The organism is Acinetobacter sp. LMB-5, assembly GCF_001541635.1.
Taxonomy (GTDB): domain Bacteria; phylum Pseudomonadota; class Gammaproteobacteria; order Pseudomonadales; family Moraxellaceae; genus Acinetobacter; species Acinetobacter pittii.
Genome location: NZ_LRDR01000001.1, coordinates 194530 through 206398 on the forward strand (window position 1 = coordinate 194530; position 11869 = coordinate 206398).

General features: G+C 38.1%; 13 protein-coding genes. 9 read left to right on the forward strand and 4 right to left on the reverse strand.

Translation table 11 applies throughout. The annotated features are described in order from the left end of the window. Positions 1-62: 62 nt before the first annotated feature. Genes AW165_RS00920 through AW165_RS00930 form a run of 3 tightly spaced genes read left to right on the forward strand, consistent with a single transcriptional unit; the run spans position 63 to position 1438 of the window. Positions 63-428: a DUF423 domain-containing protein gene (locus AW165_RS00920; protein WP_002115263.1), complete on the forward strand. Its 366-nt coding sequence runs from the start codon at positions 63-65 to the stop codon at positions 426-428. Positions 429-441: 13 nt separating this feature from the next. Continuing rightward, on the forward strand, positions 442-639 hold the full coding sequence (thiS, locus tag AW165_RS00925) for a sulfur carrier protein ThiS (RefSeq protein WP_002115323.1): 198 nt from the start codon (positions 442-444) through the stop codon (positions 637-639). A gap of 13 nt (positions 640-652) precedes the next feature. Continuing rightward, positions 653-1438 (forward strand): thiazole synthase, encoded by a 786-nt coding sequence (locus AW165_RS00930; RefSeq protein ID WP_001154366.1) that lies wholly within the window; start codon positions 653-655, stop codon positions 1436-1438. Between the two features lie 216 nt (positions 1439-1654). On the opposite strand, the gene yaaA is transcribed toward AW165_RS00930, so the two are convergent. Beyond that, entirely contained in the window at positions 1655-2434 is a 780-nt protein-coding gene (yaaA, locus tag AW165_RS00935) for a peroxide stress protein YaaA (RefSeq protein WP_060464722.1), read from the reverse strand. A gap of 125 nt (positions 2435-2559) precedes the next feature. Between yaaA and AW165_RS00940 the strand changes: the two genes are divergently transcribed. Continuing rightward, on the forward strand, positions 2560-3192 hold the full coding sequence (locus AW165_RS00940; RefSeq protein ID WP_004791245.1) for an alpha/beta hydrolase: 633 nt from the start codon (positions 2560-2562) through the stop codon (positions 3190-3192). Between the two features lie 57 nt (positions 3193-3249). Here the strand turns inward: AW165_RS00940 and rtcR are convergent, their stop codons facing one another. Further along, positions 3250-4851 (reverse strand): RNA repair transcriptional activator RtcR, encoded by a 1602-nt coding sequence (gene rtcR / locus AW165_RS00945; protein WP_060464723.1) that lies wholly within the window; start codon positions 4849-4851, stop codon positions 3250-3252. Positions 4852-4918: 67 nt separating this feature from the next. On the opposite strand from rtcR, the gene AW165_RS00950 reads away from it, so the two are divergent. The 5 genes from AW165_RS00950 (at position 4919) to rtcA (ending at position 9793) form a co-directional block, all read left to right on the forward strand. Beyond that, on the forward strand, positions 4919-5896 hold the full coding sequence (locus AW165_RS00950; RefSeq protein WP_060464724.1) for a ribonuclease Z: 978 nt from the start codon (positions 4919-4921) through the stop codon (positions 5894-5896). A 251-nt stretch (positions 5897-6147) separates the two neighbouring features. Next, the gene (locus tag AW165_RS00955) at positions 6148-7416 is read left to right on the forward strand and encodes an RtcB family protein (RefSeq protein WP_060464725.1); all 1269 of its coding nucleotides are present in this window, start codon (positions 6148-6150) and stop codon (positions 7414-7416) included. Positions 7417-7445: 29 nt separating this feature from the next. Beyond that, a complete protein-coding gene (locus AW165_RS00960) occupies positions 7446-8003 on the forward strand; it encodes a hypothetical protein (protein WP_060464726.1) in 558 nt (185 codons plus the stop codon). Positions 8004-8029: 26 nt separating this feature from the next. Further along, positions 8030-8488 carry a DIP1984 family protein gene (locus tag AW165_RS00965; RefSeq protein ID WP_060464727.1) on the forward strand — a complete coding sequence of 153 codons (459 nt, stop codon included), beginning with the start codon at positions 8030-8032 and terminating at the stop codon, positions 8486-8488. A 258-nt stretch (positions 8489-8746) separates the two neighbouring features. Further along, positions 8747-9793 (forward strand): RNA 3'-terminal phosphate cyclase, encoded by a 1047-nt coding sequence (rtcA, locus tag AW165_RS00970; protein ID WP_060464728.1) that lies wholly within the window; start codon positions 8747-8749, stop codon positions 9791-9793. 34 nt (positions 9794-9827) lie between these two features. Here rtcA and AW165_RS00975 read toward each other — a convergent pair whose 3' ends face one another. Together AW165_RS00975 and AW165_RS00980 are read right to left on the reverse strand one after the other, a co-directional pair. After that, a complete protein-coding gene (locus tag AW165_RS00975; protein ID WP_060464729.1) occupies positions 9828-11288 on the reverse strand; it encodes an aminoacyl-histidine dipeptidase in 1461 nt (486 codons plus the stop codon). A 170-nt stretch (positions 11289-11458) separates the two neighbouring features. After that, positions 11459-11842, reverse strand: a complete 384-nt coding sequence (locus AW165_RS00980) for a hypothetical protein (RefSeq protein ID WP_005068294.1) — start codon at positions 11840-11842, stop codon at positions 11459-11461. Between the last annotated feature and the right edge of the window lie 27 nt (positions 11843-11869).

Below are 11869 nucleotides of genomic sequence, written 5' to 3' on the forward strand. Positions count from 1 at the left end.
TATGTTTAGCCAACCCAATCTATGTTAACGTTGCCTTTCATTATTCAGTTGCGTTTTTTGTTATGTGGATCGCCATTTCAGCCCTTAATCTTGCTTTTGCAGTCATGTTGGGTGCTTTTGGAGCACATGGTCTTAAAGCTCACGCGGGTCCTGAGCAACTTGCTTGGTGGCAGACTGCAACCGACTACTTTTTTTATCATGCGCTTGGCCTATTAGCTCTTGGTATTTTAAGTAAGGTTCTTCCTCATTTCCCAATCAAGTTATCTTTCTTGCTTATCCAAATTGGTATTCTATTTTTTTGTGGTTCGCTTTACATCATGGCGCTAGGTTTACCACGAATATTAGGCGCAATTACGCCAATCGGTGGAGCCTTAATGATTGCGGGATGGCTAGTCTTGGCTTGGAATGCTTTCAAATACGCAAAATAATCGGAATGTGATCATGCAAATTTATTTAAATGGCGAATTAACGGACACGCCTAGCCAAAACCTGTTGCAACTCATTCAGGAGTTGGCACTTGAAGGAAAACGTTTTGCTGTTGAGCACAATCAGCAAATCGTTTCTAAAAGCAAATTAGAGCAAATTTCTATTGCTCAACATGACCGTATCGAAATTATTCACGCTGTTGGCGGCGGCTAAGTCGGAGTTATCCATGCAAGACACCCCTCTCATTATTGGTTCACGTTCTTTTCAATCTCGCTTATTGGTCGGAACTGGCAAATATAAAGACTTAAATGAAACGGATTTAGCTATTCAAGCCAGTGGTGCAGAAATCGTAACTGTCGCAATCCGCCGTGTGAATATTGGACAAAATCCAGATCAACCGAATTTACTGTCTGTCATTCCACCAGAAAAATATACAATTTTGCCAAATACCGCAGGTTGTTTTGATGCTGATAGCGCAGTACGTACCTGCATGTTAGCGCGTGAGTTACTTGATGGTCATAACCTAGTAAAACTTGAAGTATTGGGTGATGAAAAAACCTTATATCCAAATGTAACCGAGACTTTAAAAGCCGCGCGCACTTTGATTGATGACGGTTTTGAGATTATGGTCTATACCTCTGATGATCCAATCATTGCTCAAGAACTTGAAAGTATGGGCTGTGTTGCGATTATGCCTTTAGGTAGTCTAATTGGTTCAGGTTTAGGTATTTTAAATCCACATACCATTTCAATTATTAAAGAAAATGCGAAAGTTCCAGTTTTAGTCGATGCAGGCGTTGGTACAGCAAGTGATGCTGCTATTGCGATGGAACTTGGTTGTGATGGTGTATTGATGAATACAGCAATTGCAGCTGCTCAAAACCCTATTTTGATGGCTTCCGCAATGAAAAAAGCTGTTGAAGCAGGACGTGAAGCATTTTTAGCAGGTCGTATGCCACGTAAACGCATGGCAAATGCAAGCTCGCCAGAAACAGGCTACTTCTTTAAGTAATCATTAATTTTGCCTAAATTTTAAAGCACGATAACAAAAGCTATCGTGCCGAGTGGCATGGATGCCACTGTTGAACAGGGGCCACATGGATGTGCCCTCTGTTCAACAAAGGTTTTTGTTACTTTTGACCTTTCAAAAGTAAGTCATAGCCAATATAGAGTTTAATAAATTAAAAATGAGATCAAGGCCGCTTGGCATGTGAAATTATTAATTTAATTAAGCCACTTGCTCATCACGTTTAAACACCAGCTCTTTTGCCGTTGAGTTATCAACATCAAAGTAGTAACCCTCGGTATTAAACGCTTTGATGTCTTCAGCTTTATTTAATTGATTTTCAATAATAAAACGAGCCATTAAACCGCGTGCTTTTTTCGCATAGAAACTAATGACTTTATATTTGCCATTTTTCTGGTCAAGAAAAACAGGCTTCACAATTTCAGCCTTAATTTTCTTTTCATTGACAGACTTGTAATATTCATCTGAAGCTAGATTTACCAGCAATTCAGATTTAATTTCTGCCAAGTCTTCATTAATCTGGTTTGTGATAATTTCACCCCAGAATTCATACAAATTATGACCACGCGTATTTTTTAATTTCGTGCCCATCTCTAAACGATAAGGCATCATTAAATCTAAAGGACGCAATAAACCATATAAACCAGACAGCATACGTAAATGCTGCTGTGCAAAATCAATATCTTTATGTTTTAAATGATAAGCATCTAAACCGGTGTAAACATCCCCTTTAAATGCATAGATTGCTTGGCGAGCATTTGAGAAATTAAATTCGGGATTCCAATCTCTAAATCGATCTGCATTTAGTGTGGCAATTTTTTCACTGACACTCATTAAACTCGCAATTTCCGAAGCAGAAAGTTTGCGACAAACATCAATTAATTGTGCTGAGTTTTCTAACAAGCGAGGCTGAGTAAACTCATCTGTAGGTAACGCTGTTTCATAATCTAAAGTTTTTGCAGGAGAAATTAAAGCAAGCATAGACAACCTGAAAAAATTATTCTTAATACCAACTATAACAGTAGATATTTTTTAATGCTAACTCGTGTTTTCAATGACGACTATCGGTAAAATAGCATCACGTATTGTTATTTAGCGGTTCTTATATGTCTGAGCAAACTTTCATCCAGGGTCCAGTAGGTAAAATTGAACTTTTCGTTGACCGCCCTGAAGGTGAAATCAAAGGCTTTGCGGTTGTTTGTCATCCGCACCCATTGCAAGGTGGAACCCCTCAACATAAAGTCCCTGCCCTTTTAACCCAAATCTTTAATGAATATGGTTGCATTGTTTACCGCCCAAGTTTCCGCGGCCTAGGTGGCAGTGAAGGCGTTCATGATGAAGGCCATGGTGAAACTGAAGATATCTTAGCTGTCATTGAACATGTTCGTAAGCTTCATGAAGACCTACCATTTTATGCAGGCGGTTTTAGCTTTGGCTCACATGTTTTAGCAAAATGCTTTGCACAGCTTAATCCTGAATTACGACCTATACAGTTAATTTTATGTGGTTTACCAACAGCTACTGTAGTAGGTTTACGTCACTATAAAACTCCTGAAATTCAAGGTGATATTCTACTCATTCATGGTGAGCAAGATGATATTACTTTACTTTCAGATGCAATTGCATGGGCAAAACCCCAGAAGCATCCAATTACGATTTTACCGGGTGCTAACCACTTCTTTACAGGCTATTTAAAGCAGCTTCGCCAAATCATTACACGTTTTATTATCATGAAATAAACGGTAACTTGATGGGCATAACTCGAGAGTATGCCCATCATTTTATAAGCCGTGTCATTATTGAAAATTATTCCAACTTAACCCAAAACGTGCCAAATATTTTTTCACTCGGTCACTATCGTTCGTTGTATTACGCTGTTGACGAGATACTGAAAAGAGTTGTCTTCCCGCCTCTGCCATGGATTTTGAATTTTCGCAGATTTTGAGCACACCTCGTAATTGAATCTGATCAAATTCATCTATTTGTTCTAGCTGCTCAGGACTTAAATAGTTCAACAAAATATCTGTATTTTTATCATTGTAAGATTCATCCTGAATAAGCCAAAGCTGCTTTAGACGTTGAATTTCTTTTTCTACAGCTTCACGGCGAATTAACTCACCTTGCGATAAAGTTGCCAAACGAGTTACGCTCGCTGCTAAATCTCTAAAATTTCCTTGCCATGATGCATCTACTGATTTAGCAAACTTTAAATATGTTTCTAAAGCATCACGTTGAAAACGTAATTGTCTTTGATGAATTGCAGCAAAACGCTGTAGCTCAAAATCAATATTGGGTGCAATATCTTCTACACGGTCTTTTAAATTTGGTAAGAAGAACGTCCACGTATTCAAACGAGCCCATAAATCTTCACGAAAACGACCAGCTTGAACCTCATTGCGTAAATCACGGTTAGTACCTGCGATTAGCTGAAAATCGGCCTGAATTTCCTTATCACTTCCAACAGGAAAAAAACTTTTGTCTTCTAGCGCTTTTAGCAGCATAGCTTGTTCATCAAGTCCTAATTCACCAATTTCATCTAAAAATAAAATGCCTTGGTCAGCACTTTTTAATAAACCAGCACGAGAAGCTGCTGCTCCTGTAAATGCACCTTTTATATGACCAAATAAAGTTGACATGGCACTATCACCACGCAAGGTTGCACAGTTAACATCAATAAAACGACCGCTTAATTGAAATTTATCTTTCTTTAACTGAAAAATTTGTTTTGCTAAATGAGACTTACCAACCCCTGTTGCCCCCATAATCAAAATAGGTGCACTAGAGCGGGTTGCAACTAATTCAACTTCCTCAATAAGCTGATTAAACGCTTTATTATGAGTAGAAATATTTGCTTTAAGTTGTTGCCAATTTTGTTTTTGTTCATCATCGAAGCGCTGTTTTAAAACATCGTATCGAGACAAATCCAGATCAATAATTCTATATTCACCTTCTGAGGTCTTTTGCTGATTAGGTGAACTTTGGATAAGTTGAGCTGGTAAATAATGTGCATCTACCAATAAATACCAACAAATTTGAGCAACATGCGTTCCGGTTGTGATATGCAGTAAATAGTTATTTTTTTCAACATCAAACGGATAGGTTTTTACAAAATCATAAAGTGCACCATAAACTTCAGCAAAATCCCAAGGATCTTTAATACTTACCTTATGTCCAGAAACCTGTGTTTGGGGAGAGATCTCTTTAGCATCTGCTGCTATAGATTTAACTAAATTATGATGTTGTCGATCATGTAACAGTACCAATTCATCTATAAGCAAATCTTCATGCATTAACAAGCTGATCGTAGGACGCCAACGTTGCCATCGATCTGGCTTTCTCCCCTGATCAAGTGTAGAACCGACAAAGCCAATAACGACTGTTTTCTTTGCATCCGCCATAATTTCTATAAAATTTTATAACTGTCTATAATATACAATACGCATTTGACCAAAAAATTCCAAGAATATGCTTCATTTTACTTTTTTAGGCACATCTTCGGGTGTACCCACCCTGACACGTAATGTTTCAGGATTAGCAGTTCGTAACACCAAAAATAAGGACTGGATTTTAATTGATGCCGGCGAAGGGACACAGCACCGCGTTCAACAAGCTAAACTTTCACTACAAAATCTAGTTGCCATTTGTATTACACACGTTCACGGCGACCATTGTTATGGTTTAGTTGGTTTATTGGCAAGTGCAGGCATGAATGCCCGCAGCAAACCATTAATCGTGATTGCACCGAAAGAAATTCAGCAATGGTTTGAAATCACTGCCCAGCTTACTGACTTACACTTACCTTACTCACTACAATTTATTGATGTAAATGAAGCAATGCAGCCACAACAGATCACTGATGAATTCATTGTTCAAGCACACCCACTAAGCCATCGTGTTCCAAGTTTTGCTTTTAGCATTTATATCAAATCGATTCAGAAGAAGTTAGATACCCAAGCTCTAACTCAGCTTGGCGTACCTCAAGGCGATATGTGGGGCCATTTAAAACGAGGCTACAATGTTGAATTTGAGGGGCAAACTTTAAAAGCTCAAGACTTCATCAAAATTCAAAATCAACAAGTTCATGCAATTATAGGTGGTGATAATGACCAACCAGAACTATTAGCTGACGCTTGCAAAGATGCCCAACTCCTTATTCATGAGTCCACATACTTACAAACGGTTTTAGATAAAGTCGGCAAAGGTCCAATGCATAGCTCAGCAAAAATGGTGGCTGAATTTGCAGAACAGCAATCTTTAAGCAATTTAATTCTGACGCATTTTAGCCCCCGACATCAGGATAAAGCTGGGCAGCAAGCTATTACTGAAGAAGTTCGCCAGTTTTATAAAGGACATTTTTATTTAGCCAATGATTTTGACAAATTTACTTTAAATGAAGCTGGACAGCTTTTAAAAGTCGATAAAATCGTAAAATCTATCAATTAAATATATCTAAAAAGATATTTAAATATATTTTTAGATATATTTTTAATATTAAAAACCGCCAATAAAATTCACACTATATAAAATAAAATTATTTTTATTTATTATTTTCAATAATTTACAATTAAATTAAATGCTTTTTAAAAAAGTTGGCACACTCAGTGCAATAGTACAAAGCACACAACATCATTGGGATCTTGTGAATAACACCTGCCTGCAAACGCTTGGCAGGCAGGCTTTGAAAGGAAAAGAAAATGTCTGTCATTGAAGAAATTAACCAACAAGCTCAGTTTGAACAAAAGCAGCAACAACGTTCTTATGAAGTTCTGCAAAATGAAAAAAGTATGCCAGTCAAAATGTGGACTAAAGGCGTGCTTGTTGATGACAACTCAAAACAACAATTATTACAAACAGCTCAAATGCCTTTTATTTATAAGTGGATGGCTGTCATGCCAGATGTACACTTCGGTTTAGGAGCAACTATTGGTAGCGTAATTCCAACTAAAGGGGCAATTATTCCTGCTGCTGTGGGTGTAGATATTGGGTGTGGAATGATGGCAACCCGTACAAGCTTAACTGCTTCAGATTTACCAGATAACTTACATGCTCTACGTACTGAACTAGAACGATTAATTCCACATGGAATGACTAAGCGCGGACGTGATCGTGGTTCATGGGAAACTCCACCAGAAATGGTAGATCAAGCTTGGGCTGATCTGGTTGCAGATTTTGAATACATTTGTGCAAAACATCCACGCTTAAAAAACACCAATAACCGCAAACATTTGGGAACTTTAGGTACTGGAAACCACTTTGTCGAAATCTGTTTAGATGAGCATGACCATGTTTGGGTTATGTTGCACTCAGGTTCTCGTGGTGTAGGAAATGCTATCGGTAATCATTTTATCGAACTTGCCCGTAAAGATATGCAAAAGCATTTTGTTAATTTGCCAAATAAAGATTTAGCATACTTGGTTGAAGGAACTGAACATTTTGATGATTACTGGTTTGCTGTAGGTTGGGCTCAACGCTTTGCGATGAAGAACCGAGAAATCATGATGCAATCTGCGATTAAAGCCTTGGCTACTATTGTACCAAAGCCTTTTCAGGCACGTTTGGAAGCAGTGAACTGCCACCATAACTATGTGGAAAAGGAAGAACACTACGGTGAAGAAGTAATGGTTACCCGTAAGGGTGCAGTCCGTGCGCGTCTAGGTGAATATGGAATTATTCCAGGCTCAATGGGAGCGAAGTCGTTTATTGTCCGTGGACTTGGAAATCAGGAATCTTTCTGTTCATGTTCGCATGGTGCAGGTCGTGTTATGAGCCGTACTGAAGCAAAAAGACGTTTTACTGTTGAAGATCAGATTGCACAAACTGAAGGTGTGGAATGCCGTAAAGATGCTGCTGTTATTGATGAAATTCCTTCGGCATATAAACCGATTGAAGATGTAATGAAAGCACAAAGCGACTTGGTTGAAGTGGTTTATACATTAAGACAAGTGGTGTGTGTTAAGGGTTAGATAATTTACCATACCCAGAAGGTGAGCATATGTTTGTCCAATTAGATCATTTGAAGACCAAAGAGTTACAATCTGATCTTGATGCCATACAAGCCGTATTTGAAGTATTTTTGTTTAATGTTGTACATAAGACAGAATCTTCGAATACGCTAGCTATTCATCAACAGATGTTATTGAATTGTGAAAGTTTAGCAATAGAAAAAACGTTAGACTTAAATACTTTAACCACTAAAAAATTAGATCGCAGCCTTGTAAGTTTTGATCGTTTGGACAAACCTAATTTATTTTCTAGACATAATTGGTTTTGGGGTTTGTTAGAGGCAATCATTGATCCACCATATGGCACAACCCTTACCCATTCTAATCAGGTAGCATTCTTTCAAGCTTTCTTGCGGCTATGCCTTTTCACGGAGAAAGACTGTGAAATATATGATTGGGTTGGCTATCCAGGTAGTGGTCGGGAAGAAAGTTCTGAATGGAATGATTATTTTGAAACGGGCCGAGAATGGTGGGGTAATTGGTGCTTAACCATCTATTCACCAGAGCAAAATAAAGGCTGCTTACTACTTGCCAGCTCAACAGATTAAAGAATAAATTTTTAGGAAAATAAAATATGAAACTCGCAGAAGCACTTTTACTTCGAAGCGATCAACAAAAAAAGCTCGCTTCGTTAAAACAACGAATCAATGCGAATGTATTGGTACAAGACGGTGATGAACCTAGTGAAGATCCAAATGAACTCATCAAACAAGTATTTGCTTTAACTCAGGAAAGCAATCAATTGATTTATCGTATCCATTTGACCAATGCACAAGCAAAACTGGAAGATGGCAAAGTATTATTGTCTCTATTAAGCTTGCGCGATAGTTATGCTGAACAGCATAAGATTTTAATCGATGCGATTGCCAATACGCATCGAGAACCTGATCGTTATAGCTCACGTGAAATTAAGTGGAAGAAGGTCATTCCAGTTTCTAGCTTACAAAAACAGGCGGATGATATCAGTGCAAAACTCCATGACTTAAACGTTAAAATTCAGGCTACTAATTGGCAAATTGATCTAATCGATTAAACAATAGATTTTGTGAAATCCTTTCACAATCAAAGTTTGGACATACTGGGCGAGTACAAGATCCTGCATTACTCCGATCTGAGGGATTGAAAATAATTCAGGCGGCTATGGCAGCATGTGAGCCGTGCATCGATATTCACTTATCAGGCTCAGCACTATGCACCTAGTAAACCTTTGTCGAAAACAAAGTCACACATTACTTCGCATTACCATGTACTGACAGTATGTTCATTAAATTAGAAAATAAGGAAAATAGAAGTGAATACAGTTTTGGTAAATATACCAAAAGTCATTCAAATTGATGGCTCACAAGGTGAAGGTGGTGGACAGATTTTAAGAACTGCCCTTGCCCTCTCAATGATTACAGGCCAGCCGTTTGAATTAATTAATATACGTGCTGGGCGTAAAAAACCAGGTTTAATGCGTCAACATTTGGTTTGTGTACAAGCATCTCAACAAATTAGCCAAGCTTATGTAGAGGGTGCTGAATTACATAGCCAACGTTTATATTTCGCACCTCAGCATGTTCAAAGTGGTAAATATCAATTTCAAATCGGTTCAGCGGGTAGTACAACACTGGTTTTACAAACGCTTCTACCTGTTTTGTTATTACAAAATGAAGCTACCGAACTCACCATTTCAGGGGGTACACATAACCCACTTGCACCAACAGCAGATTTTATTGAACACTGCTTTTTACCTGCTCTAACAAAGATTGGAATTAACGTCGATTTTAGATTAAATAAAGCTGGCTTTTTTCCAATTGGTGCGGGTGAAATTCAAGTTACCATTCAGCCATGGCAAGATCGAAACAGCTTAAAGTTATTAGATCGTGGTGCTTTGCAATGCAATAAAGCTTTTGCAGCCGTATTAAATCTTTCAGAAGAAGCACAGATAGTACAACGTGAATTAACCACATTAAGTAAAAAACTAAACTTAAGCTCTCAGCAACAATTTCATTTAAATGGAATTAGCCAAGGCAATACAGTCTATGTGAAAGTTACTCATCAATATCACACTCAACTGTTTACAGCTTTAGGTGAGATGCGCAAAAGTGCAGAGCAAATAGCTGATCATTTAGCAAAAGATGTAAATCTATATTTATCTTCGCAGGCTGTTGTAGATGAGTATTTGGCAGATCAGTTACTTCTACCTTTAGCTCTAGGTCAAGGTGGTGAATTCACCGCACAATGTATTAGCGAACACACTCGTACTCAAGCAGCCATGATTGAAAAATTTATTGATTGTGAAATCGAGTTTATCAAGTTAAATCCACATCATTTTCATGTAAAGGTTAAAGTTTAAGAAGCTCATGATTGAGCTTCTTATTTATAAAAAACTACTCTACAGATGCCAAAGCTGTCACCAACAGCTTCCAGCATTTCTCTACAGTATCAACTTTGACTCGTTCACCCGGTGCATGCGCACCTTGAATATCCGGTCCAAAAGAAACCATTTGTAAATGTGGATAATGCTCGGCAATAATCCCACACTCTAAGCCTGCATGAATTACTTTTAGATTTGGCTCAATATTAAATGCATTTTGATAGGCCTGCTGTAAGCACTTTAGAGCAGCCGAATCTGGATTTGGTGTCCAACCCGACACTAACGGCGTAAGTGTAGAGCCGATATTAAATTGACCGAAATGTTTTTGAATTTTTTCTGCAAAATCTTGAGCTTCTTGATTCACCATTGAGCGAACCATTAAGACAGCTTTTCCACCTTCTGGATTTAGTTTTACCACCCCAATATTATTTGAGGTTTCAACTACATCTGGTAAAGCTTGACTCATACTTGCAACGCCATAAGGGCTTGTTGCTAAAGCTTGCAACCACTCGTTTTGCTGCTGTTGAGCAATCACTCCCGCCACTTCAGCGCTATTGGCCTGAATAGTTAATTGCAGATAGTCATCAATACCTTGTAATTGGTTTTTCCATGTCGTTTGATATTCAGCAAGTAATTTTTCTAATTCGGGTAATTGGTTAGACGAAATTGCAATGGTTGCCACTGCTTCTCGAGGTAAAGCATTACGAGCTGTACCACCTGTAAACTCAACAAGTCGTCCACCAAGCTTTGCTAAATACTCATTTAGAAAGCGAGCTAAAATAACGTTGGCATTGCCACGTCCTAAATGAATATCTACGCCAGAGTGACCACCTTTAAGACCAGCAACCTGAATATTTACAACCGTCAAATTTTCAGAAATTGGTTCATACGTAAGTGACTGCTCTACTTCAACATCAATACTGCCAGCACATCCGAGATATAACTCGCCCCACTCTTCTGTATCAATATTAAATAACCATTTTCCTTTTAGCACACCTGCCTGTAAAAGCCGTGCACCACTCATACCTGCTTCTTCATCAACAGTTAAAAGAACTTCTATTGGGCCATGAGCAATATCATTTGAGTCTAAAACTGCCAAAGCTAAAGCTACCCCTATGCCATTGTCTGCACCTAAAGTAGTATCTTTAGCAATTAACCAGCCATCTTCAAGGATTGGACGAATTGGGTCTTTAAAGAAATCGTGTACTGTGCCAGTGTTGGCTTGTGTGACCATATCTAAATGGCCTTGCAGAATGACTCCAGACACATGTTCTTTACCCGCAGTCGCATTCTTACGGATAATTAAATTACCGACTTCATCTACGTATGTTTCTAAATTCCGACTTTCAGCCCAGTTTTGTAAAAATTCACGAAGCTGCTGTTCATGCTTTGAAGGACGAGGAATAGTGCAAAGTGTTTGAAAATGCTGCCAAACCACTTGAGGAGATAATGCTGCAATATTGACTTGTGTCATGAAAATCATACTCTAATTATGTAAATATCTTAATAATTTCAATATACACAATGCATTAAAGATAGGTAGGAATTTCAGGAAAGATTTTGTATTTTTATCTTTAATCTAAAGAAATTGTACGACTTTTCTAAAAAGCCGTACTTCATGAATAAGTCTTAACAGTCGCCTGCTTAGTTTTTCCATTCAAATGCTGAAAAGCTATGATCAGCTTTCAAACTATTTTCAACGGCCTGTGCAAGCTGACGAATAATGCTTTGTGTTTCGATTTTCTCAAACCAATCTTGTTCTTCATCAGGATTGGCAGAGATTTCACACATCAAATGCCCTTCATGGTCTGTTTTCTGACAAGTAATCGACAAGGGTAAAAGATGATTATCTATACTGACTTCTACCTTTTCATGCTCATGCACAATGTGCTGTGCATCAAAGCCATAATGCCCCAATTGTTTAAACAGTAAAGCCGCTACATATTCTTGAGTGATATGGCATTCATTTGGTGGATGATCAAGCACCCCATGTTGTGGGCAACTGGCAATAAATTGTAATTTTTTCATCCTTTGTCCTAACACTTTTATCATTAT

What these genes read in the sequence shown, in the direction of transcription:
- rtcR (WP_060464723.1), bottom strand. Translation starts at nt 4,851, where the DNA reads ATGGCGGATGCAAAGAAAACAGTCGTTATTGGCTTTGTCGGTTCTACA.
- AW165_RS00980 (WP_005068294.1), bottom strand. Translation starts at nt 11,842, where the DNA reads ATGAAAAAATTACAATTTATTGCCAGTTGCCCACAACATGGGGTGCTT.
- AW165_RS00940 (WP_004791245.1), top strand. Translation starts at nt 2,560, where the DNA reads ATGTCTGAGCAAACTTTCATCCAGGGTCCAGTAGGTAAAATTGAACTT.
- AW165_RS00950 (WP_060464724.1), top strand. Translation starts at nt 4,919, where the DNA reads ATGCTTCATTTTACTTTTTTAGGCACATCTTCGGGTGTACCCACCCTG.
- AW165_RS00960 (WP_060464726.1), top strand. Translation starts at nt 7,446, where the DNA reads ATGTTTGTCCAATTAGATCATTTGAAGACCAAAGAGTTACAATCTGAT.
- yaaA (WP_060464722.1), bottom strand. Translation starts at nt 2,434, where the DNA reads ATGCTTGCTTTAATTTCTCCTGCAAAAACTTTAGATTATGAAACAGCG.
- AW165_RS00955 (WP_060464725.1), top strand. Translation starts at nt 6,148, where the DNA reads ATGTCTGTCATTGAAGAAATTAACCAACAAGCTCAGTTTGAACAAAAG.
- AW165_RS00965 (WP_060464727.1), top strand. Translation starts at nt 8,030, where the DNA reads ATGAAACTCGCAGAAGCACTTTTACTTCGAAGCGATCAACAAAAAAAG.
- AW165_RS00975 (WP_060464729.1), bottom strand. Translation starts at nt 11,288, where the DNA reads ATGACACAAGTCAATATTGCAGCATTATCTCCTCAAGTGGTTTGGCAG.
- thiS (WP_002115323.1), top strand. Translation starts at nt 442, where the DNA reads ATGCAAATTTATTTAAATGGCGAATTAACGGACACGCCTAGCCAAAAC.
- AW165_RS00920 (WP_002115263.1), top strand. Translation starts at nt 63, where the DNA reads ATGTGGATCGCCATTTCAGCCCTTAATCTTGCTTTTGCAGTCATGTTG.
- AW165_RS00930 (WP_001154366.1), top strand. Translation starts at nt 653, where the DNA reads ATGCAAGACACCCCTCTCATTATTGGTTCACGTTCTTTTCAATCTCGC.